The sequence below is a fragment of the Clavibacter zhangzhiyongii genome (genome assembly GCF_014775655.1).
In the GTDB taxonomy this organism is placed as follows: domain Bacteria; phylum Actinomycetota; class Actinomycetes; order Actinomycetales; family Microbacteriaceae; genus Clavibacter; species Clavibacter zhangzhiyongii.
In genome coordinates, this window is sequence record NZ_CP061274.1 from 1,707,063 (window position 1) to 1,724,995 (window position 17,933).

20 protein-coding genes are annotated in these 17,933 nt (G+C 73.0%); 13 read left to right on the forward strand and 7 right to left on the reverse strand.

All coding sequences use genetic code 11. From position 1 onward, the window contains the following. Positions 1-25: 25 nt before the first annotated feature. Genes H9X71_RS08085 through H9X71_RS08095 form a run of 3 tightly spaced genes read right to left on the reverse strand, consistent with a single transcriptional unit; the run spans position 26 to position 2,117 of the window. Positions 26-712, reverse strand: a complete 687-nt coding sequence (locus H9X71_RS08085) for a dihydrofolate reductase family protein (protein ID WP_244961511.1) — start codon at positions 710-712, stop codon at positions 26-28. Positions 713-768: 56 nt separating this feature from the next. Then, the gene (locus tag H9X71_RS08090) at positions 769-1,209 is read right to left on the reverse strand and encodes a SufE family protein (RefSeq protein ID WP_191146635.1); all 441 of its coding nucleotides are present in this window, start codon (positions 1,207-1,209) and stop codon (positions 769-771) included. After that, entirely contained in the window at positions 1,206-2,117 is a 912-nt protein-coding gene (locus H9X71_RS08095) for a sulfurtransferase (RefSeq protein ID WP_191146636.1), read from the reverse strand. Before H9X71_RS08095 ends, H9X71_RS08090 begins: the two co-directional genes overlap by 4 nt. Positions 2,118-2,273: 156 nt before the next feature. On the opposite strand from H9X71_RS08095, the gene zapE reads away from it, so the two are divergent. The 10 genes from zapE to H9X71_RS08145 all read left to right on the forward strand — a co-directional run bounded on the left by zapE (position 2,274) and on the right by H9X71_RS08145 (position 12,859). Next, on the forward strand, positions 2,274-3,338 hold the full coding sequence (gene zapE, locus H9X71_RS08100) for a cell division protein ZapE (RefSeq protein WP_191146637.1): 1,065 nt from the start codon (positions 2,274-2,276) through the stop codon (positions 3,336-3,338). Positions 3,339-3,588: 250 nt separating this feature from the next. Next, the gene (locus H9X71_RS08105) at positions 3,589-4,875 is read left to right on the forward strand and encodes an ammonium transporter (RefSeq protein ID WP_191146638.1); all 1,287 of its coding nucleotides are present in this window, start codon (positions 3,589-3,591) and stop codon (positions 4,873-4,875) included. Positions 4,876-5,118: 243 nt separating this feature from the next. Next, on the forward strand, positions 5,119-5,958 hold the full coding sequence (locus H9X71_RS08110; protein ID WP_191146639.1) for an aldo/keto reductase: 840 nt from the start codon (positions 5,119-5,121) through the stop codon (positions 5,956-5,958). Between the two features lie 194 nt (positions 5,959-6,152). Then, on the forward strand, positions 6,153-6,584 hold the full coding sequence (locus tag H9X71_RS08115) for a MarR family winged helix-turn-helix transcriptional regulator (protein ID WP_191146640.1): 432 nt from the start codon (positions 6,153-6,155) through the stop codon (positions 6,582-6,584). A 10-nt stretch (positions 6,585-6,594) separates the two neighbouring features. Further along, on the forward strand, positions 6,595-7,440 hold the full coding sequence (locus H9X71_RS08120) for a putative protein N(5)-glutamine methyltransferase (RefSeq protein WP_191146641.1): 846 nt from the start codon (positions 6,595-6,597) through the stop codon (positions 7,438-7,440). A 166-nt stretch (positions 7,441-7,606) separates the two neighbouring features. Beyond that, a complete protein-coding gene (locus H9X71_RS08125) occupies positions 7,607-8,890 on the forward strand; it encodes an endo-1,4-beta-xylanase (protein WP_191146642.1) in 1,284 nt (427 codons plus the stop codon). A 286-nt stretch (positions 8,891-9,176) separates the two neighbouring features. After that, positions 9,177-11,066, forward strand: coding sequence for an endo-1,4-beta-xylanase (locus H9X71_RS08130; RefSeq protein WP_244961513.1), 1,890 nt, complete (start codon positions 9,177-9,179; stop codon positions 11,064-11,066). A gap of 139 nt (positions 11,067-11,205) precedes the next feature. Next, the gene (locus H9X71_RS08135) at positions 11,206-11,955 is read left to right on the forward strand and encodes an SAM-dependent methyltransferase (protein ID WP_191146644.1); all 750 of its coding nucleotides are present in this window, start codon (positions 11,206-11,208) and stop codon (positions 11,953-11,955) included. Positions 11,956-12,018: 63 nt separating this feature from the next. After that, entirely contained in the window at positions 12,019-12,264 is a 246-nt protein-coding gene (locus H9X71_RS08140) for a hypothetical protein (RefSeq protein WP_244961515.1), read from the forward strand. A 37-nt stretch (positions 12,265-12,301) separates the two neighbouring features. Continuing rightward, a complete protein-coding gene (locus H9X71_RS08145; RefSeq protein WP_191146645.1) occupies positions 12,302-12,859 on the forward strand; it encodes a hypothetical protein in 558 nt (185 codons plus the stop codon). Positions 12,860-12,961: 102 nt separating this feature from the next. Here the strand turns inward: H9X71_RS08145 and H9X71_RS08150 are convergent, their stop codons facing one another. Together H9X71_RS08150 and H9X71_RS08155 are read right to left on the reverse strand one after the other, a co-directional pair. Next, positions 12,962-13,405: a DoxX family protein gene (locus H9X71_RS08150; RefSeq protein WP_191146646.1), complete on the reverse strand. Its 444-nt coding sequence runs from the start codon at positions 13,403-13,405 to the stop codon at positions 12,962-12,964. A gap of 493 nt (positions 13,406-13,898) precedes the next feature. Next, positions 13,899-14,225 (reverse strand): DUF1330 domain-containing protein, encoded by a 327-nt coding sequence (locus H9X71_RS08155; RefSeq protein ID WP_213003934.1) that lies wholly within the window; start codon positions 14,223-14,225, stop codon positions 13,899-13,901. Between the two features lie 191 nt (positions 14,226-14,416). On the opposite strand from H9X71_RS08155, the gene H9X71_RS08160 reads away from it, so the two are divergent. The 3 genes from H9X71_RS08160 to H9X71_RS08170 all read left to right on the forward strand — a co-directional run bounded on the left by H9X71_RS08160 (position 14,417) and on the right by H9X71_RS08170 (position 16,393). Further along, positions 14,417-15,046 (forward strand): TetR/AcrR family transcriptional regulator, encoded by a 630-nt coding sequence (locus tag H9X71_RS08160; RefSeq protein ID WP_213003935.1) that lies wholly within the window; start codon positions 14,417-14,419, stop codon positions 15,044-15,046. A 235-nt stretch (positions 15,047-15,281) separates the two neighbouring features. Further along, the gene (locus H9X71_RS08165; RefSeq protein WP_191146647.1) at positions 15,282-15,923 is read left to right on the forward strand and encodes a recombinase family protein; all 642 of its coding nucleotides are present in this window, start codon (positions 15,282-15,284) and stop codon (positions 15,921-15,923) included. Positions 15,924-16,150: 227 nt separating this feature from the next. Then, positions 16,151-16,393, forward strand: coding sequence for a hypothetical protein (locus tag H9X71_RS08170; RefSeq protein WP_191146648.1), 243 nt, complete (start codon positions 16,151-16,153; stop codon positions 16,391-16,393). Between the two features lie 81 nt (positions 16,394-16,474). Here the strand turns inward: H9X71_RS08170 and H9X71_RS08175 are convergent, their stop codons facing one another. Further along, positions 16,475-16,954 (reverse strand): anthrone oxygenase family protein, encoded by a 480-nt coding sequence (locus H9X71_RS08175; protein WP_191146649.1) that lies wholly within the window; start codon positions 16,952-16,954, stop codon positions 16,475-16,477. A gap of 12 nt (positions 16,955-16,966) precedes the next feature. Next, positions 16,967-17,827: an NmrA family NAD(P)-binding protein gene (locus H9X71_RS08180; protein WP_191146650.1), complete on the reverse strand. Its 861-nt coding sequence runs from the start codon at positions 17,825-17,827 to the stop codon at positions 16,967-16,969. Positions 17,828-17,933: the final 106 nt, after the last annotated feature.

Consider the following 17,933-nt stretch of genomic DNA (forward strand, 5'->3'; position numbering starts at 1 on the left):
GGCGGACGGCCCGCTGACCGGGGGATCAGGCCCGGCGGACCGCCCAGCGCGCGTACGTGCGGTGGTCGTCGTCGACGAGCAGCTGCTCGAGCGACATGGCCGCGTGCACGCCGGACCCGGCGGGGACGAGGGGCGTGAGCGGCGTCACCAGCTCCGGCGACGTGGTGAGGCAGAGCTCGTCGACGCGCCCCGCCGCGAGCAGCGACGCCGCGAGCGCGGGCCCGCCCTCGCAGACCACGTGCGCGAGACCGCGACCGGCCAGGGCCGCGATCACGTCGTCGCCGCCGAGCCGTCCGTCGGCCGCGGCGCCCAGGGGGACCGGCACGATCTCGGCGGGCACGCCCCCGAGCGTCGCGACGGCCCGGTCGCGCGCCTCCGGCGGGCACAGCACGAGGAGTCGGCCGTCCGCGGCGTCGGGATCGAAGCGGTGGCCGTCGAGGTCGCCGGTGGAGGTGGCGACGGCCAGCGGCGTGCGGCGGGGCAGCACGTAGCGCTCGGCGCGCACCGTGCCGGCGCCCACGAGCACGACGTCGGCCAGCTCGCGGATCACCCCGAGGATCCGTCGGTCGACGGCGCTGCTCAGGCTGTCCGACGAGCCGTCGGCACCGGTGACGCTGCCGTCGACCGACGCCACGAAGTTCAGGCGCACATGCGTGGCGGATGCCGGCCGGTACAGGTCCTCGAGCCAGTCGCGCGTGCGGTCGTCGTCCAAGGCCCGGGAGGCTTCGGGCTCGCCGACCCCGGCCACGGGGAGGATCCGCGTGATCCTCACCCCGCGAGCCGCTCGCGCACCTGGCGCTTGACCCGGCCGAGCATCGCCGTCATCCCGCGCATGCGCAGCGGCGAGACGGCGGCGTCGAGGCCGATGGTGGAGGGGTAGTCGTCGGGCACGGCCAGCACCTCGTCCGCCGGCAGCCCGTCGAGCCCCTGCGCGAGGATCGACGCGAAGCCGCGGCTGGTCGGCGCCTCGGCGGGCGCCTGCGCGTGCACGTGCACGTCGCCGTCGACGACCTCGACGAACATGAACACCGGCGACTGGCACTCCTCCACGCGCTCGAGGAGGTCCGGGTGCTCGGCGTAGCGCGGGGGCAGCTCGGGCAGCTCGTTGCTGAAGTCGAGCAGGAGCAGGAGCCGGTCGCGCTGGCCGAGCGCGAGGAAGTCGTCGCGGATCTCGGCCAGCGCGGCGGGCAGGGCGGGGGAGCCGGTCATCGAGCGGGCAGCTCCCCGGGCTCGGCGCCCTGCACGATGGGGACGCGCACGGCGGAGCCCCACTCGGTCCAGGAGCCGTCGTAGTTGCGGACGCCCTCGAAGCCGAGGAGGTGCGTGAGCACGAACCACGTGTGGCTCGAGCGCTCGCCGATGCGGCAGAGGACCACGACGTCGTCGCCGTCGCCGAGGCCCGCGCCTTCGCGGTAGACCGCGTCGAGCTCGGCGCGGGACCTGAAGGAGCCGTCCTCGGCCGCGGCCTTGGCCCACGGCACGTTGCGCGACGTGGGGATGTGGCCGGCGCGGAGCGAGCCCTCCTCGGGGTAGGCGGGCGCGGTGGTGCGCTGGCCCGTGTACTCCTCGGGGCTGCGGACGTCGATGAGCGGGTTGCCGAGGTGGGCGAGGACGTCGTCCTTGAACGCGCGGATCTCCTCGTCGCGGCGCTCGACCACGGGGTACTCGACGGGCGCGACCTCGGGCTGGTCGGTGGTCATGGGACGGCCCTCGGCGATCCACTTGTCGCGGCCTCCGTCGAGGAGGCGGACGTCCTCGTGGCCGAACAGCGTGAACACCCACAGGGCGTACGCCGCCCACCAGTTGCTCTTGTCGCCGTAGATGACGACGGTGCTGTCCCGGGCGATGCCGCGCTCGGACATGAGCTGGGCGAACCGCTCGCCGTCGACGTAGTCGCGCTGGACCGGGTCGTTGAGGTCGGTGTGCCAGTCGAGCTTCACGGCGCCCGGGATGTGGCCGGTCTCGTAGAGGAGCACGTCCTCGTCTGACTCGACGACCACGAGGCCGGGCGTGAGCGCGCCGTCCGCGAGGCGCTCCTGCAGCCAGTCGCCGCTCACGAGCCGCTCCGGGTGGGCGTACTCGGCGAACCTGGGGGTGGTGTCCGGCTCGACGGCCATGGGGCTCTCCTGATCTCGCGGCCGCGGGGGCCGCGCTGGGTGGGACGCGATTAGTCTGGGGGTCTTCCGCGGGCGCTCGGCGCACCGCGACGACCACCATCCACGGTAACGGTTCACGCTGCGCGGGACCTTCCCATGACAGCCGGAGATCCACCTGTGACCAACGCCGACATCGGATCGCGGAGCCACGACGAGCGCGGGGCGGGACCGGGCGCGCTCGTCGGGCGCTCGCCGAGCATCTCGGGCGCGGAGATCGCGGCGCACCTCGTGCCCCCGCGCCAGTTCGACGAGGCGCGCTTCGACACCTACCGGCCCGACCCGGAGTACGACACGCAGGCGCAGGCCGTGGAGCTGCTGCGCGCGTTCTCGGGCGACCGGGCGGGATCCCGCGGCGGGCTGTTCTCCCGGCGGAAGGCCCCGGCGCCGAAGCCCGGCGTGTACCTCGACGGCGGGTTCGGCGTGGGCAAGACCCACCTCCTCGCGTCGCTCTGGCACGCCATGCCGGGGCCGAAGTACTTCGGCACCTTCATCGAGTACACGGCGCTCGTCGGCGCGCTCGGCTACCAGGGCGCCGTCGGGATCCTCCGCGGGGCGACGCTCGTGGCCATCGACGAGTTCGAGCTCGACGACCCGGGCGACACCATGATGATGACGCGCCTGCTGTCCGACCTCGTGGCCGACGGCACGCGCATCGCCGCGACGAGCAACACCCCGCCGAACGCCCTGGGCGAGGGGCGCTTCGCCGCGGCGGACTTCCTGCGGGAGATCCAGGCGATGAGCGACCGGTTCGACACGATCCGCATCGACGGCCTCGACTACCGCCGCCGCGCCTTCGAGGGCCACGCGGTCACGGTCGACGACGCCGACCTCGCCGCGCGCGCCGACGCGGCGCAGGCGGCCGGCCGCGCGGTGACGCTGGACGGCTTCGCCGAGCTCGTCGCGCACCTGTCCCGGCTGCACCCCTCCAAGTACGTCAAGGTCATCGAGGGCGTGGACGCCATCGCGCTCCGCGACGTGACCGAGCTGACGGGCCAGACCGACGCGCTGCGCTTCGTGGCGTTCGTGGACCGCGTGTACGACGCGCAGATCCCGCTGCTCGCCTCGGGTACGCCCTTCGACGAGGCGTTCTCCGCGGAGATGCTCGCCGGCGGCTACCGGAAGAAGTACCTGCGGGCGATCTCGCGGCTCATCTCGCTCACCGCGGCCGGACGCGACCTCTAGCCGCGCGGCGCCCGCCGCGCCAGGTCGGGCGCTCGCCCGGGAGGATCCCCGAGGCCCGCGGAAACACGATGTTCACACGGCCGGCGTCCGTGTAACGCGCTCGAAACACGTCCGGCGAGCCGGCGAAACCTCGTCCCCGGACACTGGACGCGTACCCGGCACCCGGCTCGCGCCGAACCCCCCGACCACACGGGCGGCCGCTCGCCTCCGTCGGTCCGACCCCTGCACGATCTACGAGAGGTGAAACACCATGGATCAAGGCAACACCGCCTTCCTCCTGATCGCCGCGGCGCTGGTCCTCCTGATGACGCCGGGTCTGGCGTTCTTCTACGGCGGGCTCGTCAAGGCCAAGAGCGTCATCAGCATGATGATGATGAGCTTCGGGGCCATGGGCCTCATCGGGCTCCTCTGGGTGCTCTACGGCTATGCGGTCACGTTCGGCAACGGACCGGACGGCGCCGCGGGCAACCCGCGCTTCGTCGGCATCGACGGCGTCCTCGGCGTCGACCTCGGCCAGCTCGGCCTCGGCGACGCGTACACGGCGGCCCTCGGCGAGCAGACCTCGGCCTACCCCACGCTCGCGTTCGCCGCCTTCCAGGCGACCTTCGCGATCATCACGGTCGCCCTCATCTCCGGCGCCATCGCCGACCGCGCGAAGTTCGGCGCGTGGATGGTCTTCGCCGGCGTGTGGGCCACGGTCGTCTACTTCCCGGTCGCCAGCTGGGTCTTCAACTTCACGCTCGCCGACGGCGCCACCGTCGACGGCGGCTGGATCGCCTACAACGTGGGCGCCATCGACTTCGCCGGCGGCACGGCCGTCCACATCAACGCCGGCGCCGCCGCCCTCGCGCTGTCCCTCGTCCTCGGCAAGCGCGTCGGGTTCGCGAAGGGCATGCACGTGCCGCACAACCCGCCGTTCGTCCTCCTCGGCGCCGGCCTCCTGTGGTTCGGCTGGTTCGGCTTCAACGCGGGCTCCGAGCTCGCGGCCGACGGCATCGCGGCCATCGCGTTCCTCAACACCATCGCGGCGCCCGCCGCGGCCATCCTCGGCTGGCTCGTGGTCGAGAAGATCCGCGACGGCAAGCCCACCTCCGTGGGTGCCGCGTCCGGAGCGGTCGCGGGCCTGGTCGCCATCACCCCGGCCTGCGCCGCGCTCTCGCCGATCTGGGCGATCGTGCTCGGCCTCGTCGCCGGCGCCGTCTGCGCCGTGGCCATCGAGCTGAAGTTCAAGCTGGGCTTCGACGACTCGCTCGACGTGGTGGGCATCCACCTCATCGGCGGACTCATCGGCACGCTCTACATCGGCTTCTTCGCCACGAACGTCGGCCTCATCTACTCGGGCTCGCTCGCGCAGCTCGGGAAGCAGGCCCTCGCCGCCGGCGCCGTGCTCGTGTACTCGTTCGTGCTGTCGTACCTCATCGGCACGATCATCCAGAAGACCATGGGCTTCCGGGTGAAGAACGAGGACGAGATCGCGGGCATCGACACGATCGTGCACGGCGAGGAGGGCTACGTGCTGGAGACCTCCGGCCGCTGACCCGATCCACCGACGGGCACCACGGGCGCCGCACCTCGCGAGAGGGCGGCGCCCGTCGTCGTGTCCGGGGCGCCCGTCCGCCGGACGAGGCCGCGGCTGGGGGTGTGTTCGCCCAGCGCGGAGCGAGCGCCCCGGGCTGCCGCCCGGGTGCGGGCCGGGCGTACGGTGGACGGATGCGGTGAGGTGCGCACGACGGCGCCTCCCGCACCACCGTGACCATCGAGACGAAGAAGACGAGAGCACATGGCATCCCCCCTCATCACCCTGAACAACGGCGTCACCATCCCGCAGCTGGGATTCGGAGTCTTCCAGACCCCGCCCGCCGAGACCCAGCAGGCCGTCGAGCGCGCGTTCGAGGCGGGCTACCGCCACATCGACACCGCGGCCGGCTACTACAACGAGGAGGGCGTGGGCGCCGCCATCAAGGCGACGGGCATCCCGCGCGAGGAGCTCTTCATCACCACGAAGCTCCGCAACGGCGACCAGGGCGCCGACAGCGCCCGCACAGCCTTCGAGGACAGCCGCCGCAAGCTCGGCGTCGACGCGGTGGACCTCTACCTCATCCACTGGCCCTACCCCAAGCACGGCCTGTACGTCGAGACCTGGAAGACGTTCGAGGCGCTGCACGCCGAGGGCCTCATCCGCGCCATCGGCGTCTCCAACTTCCTCCCGGAGCACCTGGAGACGCTGGCGGCCGAGAGCGACGTCGTGCCCGCGGTCAACCAGATCGAGGTGCACCCGACGTTCCAGCAGCACGACCTCTCGACCTTCTCGGTCGAGCGCGGCATCGAGGTCGAGGCGTACAGCCCGCTCGGCCAGGGCGCCGACCTCGAGTCGGAGATCGTCACGCGCCTCGCGAAGGAGCACGACGCCACCCCCGCCCAGATCGTGCTCGCGTGGCACCTGGCGCAGGGCCGCATCGTGATCCCCAAGTCGGTCACGCCCGAGCGCATCGTGCAGAACTTCCAGAGCATCGAGGTCGAGCTGTCCGTCGAGGAGCTCGCCGAGATCGACACCCTCGAGACCGGCACGCGCCTCGGCGCCGACCCGGCGACGGCGGACTTCACGCAGTTCCCGTCCTGATCCACCCGCCGGTCCGCCGGCACGACGACGCCCGCCCGGCACACGCCGCGGCGGGCGTCGCCTTGCCACCCGGAGGCCCGTCCGCGGTGCCGCGGACGCGGATCCCCGACAGGGCTAGCGTGAGCGGCACGACGCTCCCGAGGGCCGGGACCCTGCGTCCGGACCGATCCGGGGGTGCCACCGTCAGGAGCACCGTGACCGATCCCACCTCCCCGCACGCCCGCCTCTCGGACGCGCTCGTCGCCATCGCGGAGCGCATCGACACCTCGGTGGACGCGAGCTGGGACGGTCTCACCGGGGTGCAGATCCTCATCCTGCGTCGCCTCTCCGGCGTCGAGCGCATGGACCGCGCCTCGCTCTCCCTCGACACCCGCACCGCGCGCGCGGCGACGGTCCCGAGCCTCGCGTCGCTGATGCAGAAGGGCCTCGTCGTGGAGTCCCAGGACGCCGCGGGCTCCTACCTGCGCCTCACCGACGGCGGACGCGCACTGCTGACGGGCGTCGGCGTGGCGCGCGCGGCCTGGATGGAGCGCGCCGCCGCCCAGGCGGAGCCGCCGGTGCGCGGCGACGACCTGGTGCGGGCCGCCGCGCTGCTCGAGCACCTCGGCAGCGCGGGACTCGAGTGAGCGCAGCGGCGTGAGCGGCGAGGCGGGGCTCGACGGACTGGTCCGTCGCCTGCGCGCCGCGGGTTGCGTCTTCGCCGAGGAGGAGGCGGCCCTGCTCGTCGCGGAGGCCGCCGATCGTCAGCCGGCTCACGCCGGCCGCGACGTGACGCGCGCCCGAGCCGCCGTGCTCGAGGCGATGACCGCCGCCCGCGTCGCGGGGGAGCCGCTCGAGACCGTGCTGGGCTGGGCTCAGTTCGCCGGGCGGCGGATCCTCGTCGACCCGGGCGTCTTCGTGCCGCGGCGCCGCACCGAACGCCTCGCCCGTGCCGCCGTGCAGGCGGCGAGCGCCGTCGTGCACCCCGTCGTCGTCGACCTCTGCTGCGGGTCCGGAGCCATCGGGGCCGTCCTCGCGGACGACGTGCCGGGCGCCGTCGTGCACGCCGCCGACGTGGATCCCGTCGCCGTCGCCTGCGCCGCCCGCAACCTCGCGCCGCGCGGCGTCGCCGTGCACCGGGGCGACCTGCTCGACGCGCTGCCGGACGAGCTGCGCGGCCGCATCGACGTCCTCGTCGCGAACGTGCCCTACGTGCCGCACGCGGGCCTCGACCTCATGCCGCCCGAGGCGCGCCTGCACGAGCCGGCGGCCACGCGCGACGGCGGCGACGACGGGCTCGACGTGCTGCGCCGGGTGGCCCGGGACGGCGGATCGTGGCTCGCGCCGGCCGGCGTCGTCCTCCTCGAGGTGGCCGACGCGCAGGTGCCCGCGGCCCGGCAGGCCCTCGCGGCGGCCGGGCTGGAGGCGCGCGTGGATCCGCGCGCGGAGAGCGAGGACGAGGACGACGGCACGCGCGTCGTGTCGGGCCGCCCCGCACGCTGAGCCGTGGACCCGGGGTCCCGCGCCGCGGACCGGCAGCGGTGCTGGTGTGGAGCGCCGCTTGCGCGGACGCGTCGCGCAGATGGTGGCTCCCTGTCCACAATCGGCTCGCCGCCGTGACGACCCTCCGTAGGGTCGCCGTGTCCCGTCCACCCCTCGAGAGGAATCCATGACCCCGTCCCCACCCCGTACCGACGCGTGCCCGTCCCTTCCCCCGCGCGACCCGCGCCGCCGCCCCCGCCTGGGCGTCGCGGTCCTCGCCTCCGCCGCCGCCGTGGTCACCGCCGCGGCCGTCGGCGTCCCGGTCGCCTCCGCGTCCGCCGCGGCGCCGAGCTCCCCGGTCCCCGGCATGGAGGTCCCCGCGCTCAAGGACGTCCTCGGCGACGCCGGGATCGAGCACGTCGGCGTGGCCATGGGCAGCGGGGAGGTGCAGGGCACCTCGGCCGACCTCATCGCCCGCCACTTCAACGCGATGACCCCGGAGAACGAGGGCAAGGCGGACGCCATCCAGCCCGTCGAGGGCCGCTTCGACTTCACCGGCATCGACAGGCTGCTTGACTTCGCCGATGCCCACGGCATGAAGATGTACTTCCACGTCGACTTCTGGATGCCGCAGACGCCCGACTGGTTCTTCCTCGACCACGGTCGTCCGCTCACGGACAGCCCGGCCGACCAGGCGCTGCTCAAGGCCCGCATGGAGGCCCACGTCAAGGCGATCTCCGACCACATCGCGTCCCGCTACCCGAACGGCGGCAGCCCGATCTGGGCGATGGACGTCGTCAACGAGGTCATCGGCGACGGCCCCACCGGCAACCCGCACGACCTGAAGGACACGCGCTGGACCCAGGTGCTGGGCGAGGGCTTCGTCGACGAGGGCTTCCGGCTCGCGAAGAGGTACTTCCCGGGCGTCAAGCTCTTCATCAACGAGTACAACACCGACGTGCCGAGCAAGCGCGCCGACTACCTCGGGCTGATCTCCGACCTCCTCGGTCGGGGCATCCCCGTCGAGGGCGTGTCGCACCAGAGCCACGTCGGCATCCGCAGCGACATCGAGGAGCTCCGCACGTCGATCAAGGCGGTGAAGGCGCTCGACCCGGACCTCCTCGAGGCCATCTCCGAGCTCGACGTCGGCGCATCGCAGGCGGCGGCGACCGGTGACAGCGAGAACCGCAACCACACGGCGCCGATCTACTCGAACCCGGACGACACCGCCGCGGCCGTCGGCTGGTTCTACAAGGACCTGTTCACGATGATCCGGCAGGAGGCCGGCGACCTCGACTCGGTCACCTTCTGGGGATCGGACGACTCGCGCACCTGGCTGCACGGTCCCGCGATCGACCAGCCCTGGGAGCAGCCGCTGCCGTTCGGGATCCACCAGGAGGCCATGCCCGCGTACTGGGGCATCGTGAACCCCGGCCTGCTCCCGGCGCGTCCGCCCCTCCCGAAGGGCTGATCCCCGCCCGACGCTCCCCGCGGCCCCCGTCCTCCTGGAGGACGGGGGCCGCTCCGCGTTCGTTGCCTCACGCAACAAAGGTTTTCGAAACCCCACCCCCGGAAGGGGGAGGGTGCCTACGGTGCGAGCATCCGACATCGACGTCGGACCACATGGAAGGTGTTCGACGATGAGCATTCCCCGCACCACCCCGTCCGCGCTCGCGGACGTCAGCCCTCCGCGCCCGGACCGCAGCAGGTCCGCAAGCGCACTCCCCGGCGGCACCCGTCGCGTCCGCCGAGGGGGAGTGGCCGCCCTCACCGCCCTCGGCCTCGTGGTCGCCGCCGGCGCCCTCGCCACCCCGGCCGCGCAGGCCGCCGTCGCCGCACCCGCGGGCGTCGGCTCCGACTTCGAGTCCGGCACCGGCGCGTGGGCGCCGCGCGGCGACGGCGTCCGCATCGCGCCGAGCACGACCGCGCACACCGGATCCGGCAGCCTCCTCGTCACCGACCGCACGCAGGAGTGGCACGGCGCCGCGCTCGACGTCACGTCGTCCCTCGCCGTCGGCCAGCAGGTCGAGGTCACCGTGTGGGCGCGGCTCGCGCCCGGCGAGGAGCCGGCGTCGCTCAAGCTCTCCGTGCAGCGGGACCTCGGCGGCGGCAGCGGGTACGACGGCGTCGCGGGGGCAGCCGCGCGCGTCACCGCGGACACGTGGACCGAGCTCACCGGCACGTACACGCTCGGCGGCCCGGTCGACAAGGCGCAGGTCTACGTCGAGGGGACGGTCGGCGCCGACTTCCTCATCGACGACTTCCAGCTCGGCGACGCCGTGGGGACCCCCGTGCAGACCGACATCCCCGCGCTGGACGACGTCCTCGGCGCCCGCGGCATCGAGCACGTGGGCGTCGCCATCGACGGTCGCGAGACCGTCGGCGCGGGAGCCGACCTCGTGACCCGGCAGTTCGACGCCTTCACCCCCGAGAACGCCGGCAAGCCCGAGAGCATCCAGCCGGAGGAGGGCCGCTTCACCTTCGGGCAGATCGACCAGCTCCTCGACTACGCCGACCGGACGGGCACGCAGGTCTACTACCACGTGCTGTTCTGGCACTCCCAGACGCCCGCGTGGTTCTTCCTCGACGGCGAGCGCCCGCTCACCGACAGCCCCGCCGACCAGGCGCTGCTGAAGGCGCGCATGGAGGCGCACGTGAAGGGGATCGCCGATCACATCGCGGCGCGGTACCCCGACGGGGACAGCCCGATCTGGGCGATGGACGTCGTGAACGAGGTCATCGACGACGGCCCCAACGACAACGCGCACGACATGCGCGACAGCCGCTGGTACCAGGTGCTGGGGGAGGGCTTCGTCGACGAGGGCTTCCGCCTGGCGCGCGCCTACTTCCCGGACGTGAAGCTGTTCATCAACGACTACAACACCGAGCTGCCGACGAAGCGCGCCGACTACCTCGAGCTGATCTCCGCGCTCGTCGCCCGCGGCGTGCCCGTCGACGGCGTCGGGCATCAGGCGCACGTCGACTTCGCCCGGCCCGTGCAGTGGCTGCGCGACTCCATCCGGGCGGTGGAGCGCATCGACACGCGCCTGCTGCAGGCGATCACGGAGCTCGACGTGAACGCGTCGAACCAGAACGAGGGCGCCGACGTGAGCGGCGCGCCGCAGGATCCGTACACGCCGGTCTACGCGGACGACGCCCAGGCGGCGGCCGAGGTCGGCTACTACTACCGCGACCTGTTCCAGATGATCCGCCAGCAGTCGGCGTCCATCGACTCGGTCACCTTCTGGGGCGTGAGCAACGCGCGCAGCTGGCTGCGCACGTGGCCGATCGCGCGGCCCTGGGAGCAGCCGCTGCCGTTCGACGACGACCTGCAGGCCGCGCCCGCCTACTGGGGCATCGTGGATCCGAGGCAGCTCCCGGCCCGACCGGCCGACCTGTCGGCGCCGCGCATCGCGGACGTCGACGACATCACGGCGGTCGCGACGAAGGCCACCGGCGTGCGCGTCGCGTACGCGCTGCCGTCCGCCATCGACACGCGCGACGGGAACGTCCGCGTGGTGTGCGCGCCGCCCCGCAGCGGGATCTTCCCGGTCGGCACCACCACGGTCACCTGCACCGCGAAGGACCGCGCCGGCAACGTCCGGACGAGCGACTTCGACGTGATCGTGACCCGCGCCGGCTCGTGACGCGCTGACGCACGGCACCGCACCGCACGACGCGGCCCTCGTCCCTCGCGGGGCGGGGGCCGCGTCGTGCGCGGGACGCAGCGCGTCGATCCGCCGCGGCGGGACCCGGACGCACGTCGGACCGCCCTAGGCTGACCCCGTGGACAGGGACCGGATCAGCGACCTCGCCCACGCGGACCACCCCATCGCCTCGCCGCTGGGCGACGACAGCGTCGATCGCCTCCTGGCCCTCGCGGTCGCCGGGCGCGGCACGGTCCTCGACCTCGGCTGCGGCGACGGCAGCTGGCTGCTGCGCGCGCTGCGTCGCGAGCCGTCGCTCACCGCGGTCGGGGTGGACCGCTCCGACGCGGGCTTCGACCGGGTCCGGGAGGCGGCCGCGCGCGAGGGCCTGTCCTCGCGCCTGGAGCTCGTCCGCGCCGACGCACGCTCGTGGACCCATGACGAGCGGTTCGACGTCGTGCTCAGCGTGGGGGCGACGCACGCGTTCGGCGGGCTCGAGCCGACGCTCGCCGCGGTGGAGGGGCACCTGCGTCCCGGCGGTCGAGCCCTCGTCGGCGAGTGCTTCTGGGAGCGTCCGCCGTCGCCGCAGGTGCTGGATGTGCTCGGCGCTCGGCCGGACGACTACGGCGACCTGGCGGCCACCGTGGAGGTCGCCGCCGCGAGCGGATGGGTGCCGCTGCAGGGGCACGTCAGCACCCTGCAGGAGTGGGACGACTACGAGTGGTCGTGGACGGGGGCGCTCGCACGTTGGGCGCTGGAGAACCCCGGCGACCCGGACAGCGAGCAGGTGGCGACCGCGTCGCTCGAGCACCGCCGGGCCTGGCTGGAGGGGTACCGCGGCACTCTCGGCTTCCTCACGATGCTGCTCGGTCGTCCGCCGGCCGCGTGAGCGCTCCGCGGGATCCTCCCCGCGATGGATCCGCGCCCGGCGCCTCGCCCGTACCGTCGGACCATGCACATGATGCGGAGGAACGCCCCGCTGGCCCTCGGCGCCGCCCTCGCAGCGCTCGGGACGGCGGTCACGGCGCTCTACGCGTTCCAGCCCTGGCGCACGTGCCCCTCCGACGACAGCGCCGCCGGCTGCGGGATGCTCCCCGGCGACGCGGCCGTGATGTCGGTCGCCGTCCTCATGGCGCTGGTGGGCGTGATCGTCCTCCTGGCCGGCGCGCGGAGGCGGTGGGGGAGAGGTGGCCGATGAGGGCGCGCCCTCCGGTGGCGTCGGGCCGGCAGGTCGGATGAGGCGGCTCCTCGCTGCCGCGGCGCTGGGGAGCACCTTCGCGCTCCTGCAGGTGGGCGTGTTCGCCGTCGCGGTCTCGCCCGAGGGGATCCGGTCGACGACCCTCGTGCAGGCGTTCGCGTTCCTCGACCTGGGCTCGATGTGGGCCGTCGTCGGCCTGGTCGGCGGGGGCCTGATGCCGCGGATGCGGGGGTCGATCGTCGCCGGAGCGCTCACGCTGCTCGCCGCGGTGTGGTCCTACTACGGGGTCCTCTGGCTCGGCACCCCGGGGACGCGCTCGTCCCTGTGGCCCGTCGCCGTCTGGTCGTCGGCCGCGGTTGTCGGAGGGCCGGTCCTCGGCGCGGTCGGCGCCCTCGGGCGCCGTCGTGACGGCTGGTCCCTCGTCGCGTGGATCGGCGGCCCCCTGCTCGTCGTCCTCGAGACCGGCCGGGAGGTGCTGGTCGGCGATGAGGGGGGATACGTGCCCCTGCACGTCGCCGCATGGATCCTGACGGGCATCGCGGCCGGCATCGCCGCTCGCCGCTTCCGGGTGGCGTCGCGCACGGAGGCGGCCTGACCCCGCGCTCCCCGTCGATCCTCACGGCGTCGACGAGGGGCGCGAGCCCTGGGCCCGCGCCCGTCTCACGGGTCCCGGGGGATCCTCGTGATGCGCTCGCGCTCAGGCGGTCCGACGGCGTCGACTGACGAGCTGGTCGAGGCTGATGCGGCCCGCTCCGAGCAGCGCGACGACCACGAGGTCGGCGATCAGGGCGAGCACGAGCTCGTAGCCCCCGCCGTCGACGAAGACGCCCTTGCCGGCGTGCACGATGACGAGGGCGCCGATCAGGTTGAGGACGTTCAGCGCGGCGGCCACCGGCGTGAGCAGACCGAGGATCAGCGCCGCCCCGCCGACGGTCTCGACGGTCGCGGCGAAGACCGCCGAGAACCCGGGGGCCGGCACGCCCATCTGCGTGAAGGAGGCGGCCGTCCCGTCGAGGGTGTACTCGAGGTACTTCTGCAGCCCGTGCGCCATCAGGATGAAGCCGATGGCGACGCGGGCGATGAGCAGTGCGGCGTCCTGGAGGACGGGCGACGTGCGGGCGGGGTGGAGCATCGTGCGCATGCGGGTTCTCCTCTTTTCGGTGATGAGCGGGAGGCGGGGGAGTGCGGGCCCGGGTGCTGCCCGTCGAGGTGCGCCGGAGCGGCCGCCGGGACCGGGGCTCGCGATGGCGCCGCGCTCGGAAGGCGGCTCCGACGTCGCGGCCCGGAGCGGATCCCGTCCGCCGGACGGGCAGGCCGGACAGCATCTCCGGGCGCGCACCAGTGGGGAGGGTGCTGCCGCGTCGCGCCTGCGCTTGGGCGCCTGACACGTCGCGGCATGCTCCGGCGATGACGCCCTGCCGGACGGCGCTGCCGTGAGCATCGCCTCCGACGGCGACCCGGACTTCCCCCCCCCCCGTTTTATTGAACTTTCAATCACCGTACGGCGCGGAGTCACGAGTGGTCAAATCCCGTCGCCGTGACGAGCGCGCGGGTCGTCGCGGGGACGCCCGGGCGGCCGCCTCCTGCACCCGCCTCCACGAGTCGCGGAGCCGAGCCGCGCGGGGACGCCGCGGTCACTCCGCGGCGGGGACGCCGGGGAGGAAGGTGAGGCGGCGCCGCATCGCGGTCGCGGCGATCTCACGGGCCGGGGCGTAGTCGGGGGAGTCGTACCAGGTGGTGAGGCTCTCCATGTCGGGCCACTCGACGACGGCCACCGCGATGCCGGCGTCACCCTCGGCGGCGACGGGGGAGGCGCCCATGACGACGAAGCGACCGCCGAACCTCTCGACGACACCGGGGGTCAGCTCCGCGTAGCGCTGGGCGCCGGCGGGGTCGAGGATCTCGAGGACCTCGGTGATGCTGTAGGCCGGGATGCGGGCGCTGGTGGTGGTGTCGGACATGGTGTTCTCCTCGGTCGTCGGGGGAGGCCCAGGAGCCGACCCCGCTTTTAATGTCGAGCGACATCAAAGTGATGATGACAAGCGACAGCGCGGGAAGTCAAGCCCGATCGCGCCCTCGTCGACCTCTTTGATGTCATGTAACATCGAAAGCTCGTGAGGGCCGACCTCACCCATCCGGATCGGGTGTCGACGTGCAGGAGGTGGCCGAGGTGCCGCGCATCACCCAGGAGCAGAAGCAGCTCAACCGCGAGAGGATCGTCAGCGCGGCGAGCGAGGGCTTCAAGCTCCATGGCGTCGACGGCGTCGGCATCCAGGACGTCATGAAGACCGCCGGCATGACCAACGGAGGGTTCTACAACCACTTCGCCTCGAAGGAGGAGCTCGCCCTCGAGGTGTACCGGCGCGGCTTCGCCGACTCCCTCGACGCCCTCACCCGCATCCGAGCCGCGCACCGCGACTCGGCCGCGGACGCGCTCGAGGACATGGTGGACGCCTACGTGACGGACCGCCACCGCGACCACCCGGAGACCGGCTGCCCGTCGGCCGCCTTGCCCGTGGACGCCGGTCGCCACGGCGTCCTGCCCCAGGGCGAGTACCGGATCGGGCTCGAGGGCCACATCAGCACGATCGCCGACATGGTCCTCGACCGTGCACGCGAGACCGGCGTCGAGGTGACCGCGGCGGAAGCCCGTGAGCGGGCCGTCGCGATGTTCTCCCAGATGGTCGGATCGATGATCGTGTCCCGTGCGGTGGCCGACGCGGACCCCGACCTGTCCGACGAGATCCTGGCCGCCAACCGGGCGCAGCTCACGCGCGGCTGACGCGGCGCGCCTAGTCCGGTCGCGCCCCGACGGGACGGGAGGGGTTACTCCGCCCCCACATGTCGCGAGAAGGGTCACCGGCGGCCTGACCGAGCGGTGACGGCGCGTGGCAGCGGCGGCGCGACTCGGGAGCCTCGGGTCGCATGACGCCTCACGAGCCGCCCTCGGGGTGCTGCTGCTTCCTGGTGGGGGAGTGTCGCTCGACCATGTGATCCACGTAGGTGCCTGATCGGCTGTGCCACCGTCGGGTGCGAGACAGGTCGGTCGCCGGGGGAAGCTCATCAGGTCCGCGCGGCTGTCGACGCGGCAGCAGGACGCGGATCGACGGACCACCGACCTCCTCGCCGCCGGCATCCGGCGCGATGACCTCCACGTCGACCACGGCGTCTCCGGAGCTCGCGCGTCGCGGCCTGCCTTCGACGAGGCGCTGCGCGCGCTGCACGACGGCGACACCCTCGTCATCACGACCCTCGACCGCCTCGGTCGGTCCACGCAGAACATGCTCGCTCTCGCGGAGGACCTGCGGGGGAGGGGTGCGTCGCTTCGGGTGCTGAACCTCGGCGGGGGAGACGTCGACACGGCGACCCCGATGGGGTCGATGGTCTTCACCGTGATGGCGGCGCTCGCGCAGATGGAGCTCGAGATCAAGCGGGAGAGGATCACCGACTCGGTGTCGAAGCGTCGGGCCGCGGGCAAGGACCTGGGCGGCCGGCGCCAGGCCTTCACCGATAGCCAGGTCAAGAACGCGGCCCGGCTGATCGATGCCGGCGAGCCGGCCGCCCAGGTCGCGCGCGACATGGGCATGTCGAGGGCGACGCTATACCGCCGACGTCGGGACATTCAGAGAGCCGAAGCCGCGGCCGCGATCACGAGCTGAGAGGCCACGGAGGGTGTCTCGCTTAGCCCCCCTTCACCGGACTCTTCAGCGGACTGGTCTGTTGAGACACCGCGCCGTGTCGGGGCCTCGACCGGGCGCCAGTCGTCCGCGGCGTCCGGTGAAGGGTCCCCTAGCGGACGCCTCGCGTCGTGCCGGCATGGCCCGTCTGATCGCCTTGCATTCCCACCGCCCATCGGCCATGAACGACAGGCGGCTACGTTGGCGGCATGGACAGCGAGAAGTTTCCGCGGTGGCTCCACCGGTTGGAGTGGATGTGGTTTGCCGTGGGCGTGCTGATGGTCGTCGGCACTATCGCAAGCATCGTCATCGACCCCAACCCAAGCTTTCTATGGCTGCAAGGCGTGCTGGGGCTGATTTTCGCGAGCTCTGGACCGAAGTTGATCCGTGACCTCCGCGCGCGTCGCGTCGCCGAGCGACGAGCTCGTCTTGATCGCACGACGCACGACTGACATCCGGGAAGCCATCCCCATCCGGACACTGCCCCACGCACCGTGCAGCATCGAGGGAGACGTGCGTAGTCGGTAGGCGGTTCACGATGCGACGGCGGCCCATCCGAGGGTCAGGACGGCGGCTAGGCACGCGACCGTGCGTGCGGCGTTCGCGCGGTCCCATCGGTCGGCGAAGCGGTCGCGGGCGATGAGGGCCCGCGCGTCATCGCCCGCGTAGGACTCCTCGAGGGCGCGGTTGAGAGGGACGTTGACGGCCACGGTGATGACGAAGGCGGTCAGGGAGCACGCTGCCGCGACGATCCCGGTCACCTGGCACGTCGCTGACGACCAGGTCATGACCGCCGCCGCGACAGCGGTGACCGGCGCCCCGAAGAACAGGGTCAGGAAGACCGGGTTGACGATGACGCCGTTGATGCTGGCGAATGCCTGCACGTGGGTGCGTGCGTCGAGGCGGCGGAGGGCGGGGGAGACGGCGACCGCGAACGCCAGGTAGACGCCGGCGAGCAGACCGTTCGCGGTGATCGCGACGAGGAGGATCACGTCCGGGGCGTAGGGGCTCACCGGGTGCGTGCCTCAGCGGGCGAGCAGCTGCTCGATGGTGGCTGCGATCCCGGTGCTCACGTGCACGCGCCTGTCGCCCCGCGGCGCGAGCAGCCCGTGCGCATCCGCGTGATGCAGCTCCACGAGGCTGCGGGAGGCGTGCGGCGGGAGGCCGGCGTCCATGAGCGTGGTGAGCCATGCGGCCTCCTCGATCACCTCCACGTGCAGCTCCCCACCGAGGGCCGCGCCCAGGACGGCGGCGACCTCCCTCTCCGACCACGAGGGGCCGACGATGTCGACGGCTTCGCTGACCGCCGGCGGATCCAGCAGGCTGCCGGCGGCGATCGGACCCACGTCAGCGGCGGCCACCATCGGCACGGGAGCGTCGGCGGTGGGCGCGAGGACGGGGAACACGCCCGCGGTTCTGGCGGTGTCGATGACGTCGGCGACCTTCTCCTGGAAGTGCCCGGGTCGGAGCGCGGTGATGATGGCGCCGGTGGACCGGAGTGCCCGCTCCAACCGGTGCAGGCCCGCGATGGGACCGGTGTCCGTGGGGAGATCGGCGCCGCCGGAGGAGAGGGCGACGACGTGGGGGACGCGCTGGTCGGCGACGGCTCCCGCGATCGAGGCGATCAGCGCGTCGGCGTGCGCGTCGAGGTCGTCGACGGACGGGTCGAACGGCAGCAGGACGAAGAAGCCCGCGCATCCGCGCAACGCCAAGTCGAGCGCGTCCCTGTCGACGAGGTCGACGATGTGCGCCTCGGCTCCCCGACCCCGCCAGTCCTCGGCGTCCGCTGCTCGGCGGACGAGGACCCGGATCTCGGCCCCCTGTCCCAGCAGGGCGCGCGCGGTCGCGCCTCCGACTCGTCCTGTCGCTCCGGCGATCACGTGCATGGCTCGTCCTCTCGTCGTCGAACTCCTGATCCGACAGTAGGGAGCGCGCGCGGCGGCAGGATGCTGCTCCGTCGCCTGATCTTGCTCATCCGTCCGAATCCTCTCG

What these genes read in the sequence shown, in the direction of transcription:
- H9X71_RS08090 (WP_191146635.1), bottom strand. Translation starts at nt 1,209, where the DNA reads ATGACCGGCTCCCCCGCCCTGCCCGCCGCGCTGGCCGAGATCCGCGAC.
- H9X71_RS08095 (WP_191146636.1), bottom strand. Translation starts at nt 2,117, where the DNA reads ATGGCCGTCGAGCCGGACACCACCCCCAGGTTCGCCGAGTACGCCCAC.
- H9X71_RS08105 (WP_191146638.1), top strand. Translation starts at nt 3,589, where the DNA reads ATGGATCAAGGCAACACCGCCTTCCTCCTGATCGCCGCGGCGCTGGTC.
- H9X71_RS08110 (WP_191146639.1), top strand. Translation starts at nt 5,119, where the DNA reads ATGGCATCCCCCCTCATCACCCTGAACAACGGCGTCACCATCCCGCAG.
- H9X71_RS08125 (WP_191146642.1), top strand. Translation starts at nt 7,607, where the DNA reads ATGACCCCGTCCCCACCCCGTACCGACGCGTGCCCGTCCCTTCCCCCG.
- H9X71_RS08140 (WP_244961515.1), top strand. Translation starts at nt 12,019, where the DNA reads ATGCACATGATGCGGAGGAACGCCCCGCTGGCCCTCGGCGCCGCCCTC.
- H9X71_RS08145 (WP_191146645.1), top strand. Translation starts at nt 12,302, where the DNA reads ATGAGGCGGCTCCTCGCTGCCGCGGCGCTGGGGAGCACCTTCGCGCTC.
- H9X71_RS08150 (WP_191146646.1), bottom strand. Translation starts at nt 13,405, where the DNA reads ATGCGCACGATGCTCCACCCCGCCCGCACGTCGCCCGTCCTCCAGGAC.
- H9X71_RS08155 (WP_213003934.1), bottom strand. Translation starts at nt 14,225, where the DNA reads ATGTCCGACACCACCACCAGCGCCCGCATCCCGGCCTACAGCATCACC.
- H9X71_RS08170 (WP_191146648.1), top strand. Translation starts at nt 16,151, where the DNA reads ATGGACAGCGAGAAGTTTCCGCGGTGGCTCCACCGGTTGGAGTGGATG.
- H9X71_RS08180 (WP_191146650.1), bottom strand. Translation starts at nt 17,827, where the DNA reads ATGCACGTGATCGCCGGAGCGACAGGACGAGTCGGAGGCGCGACCGCG.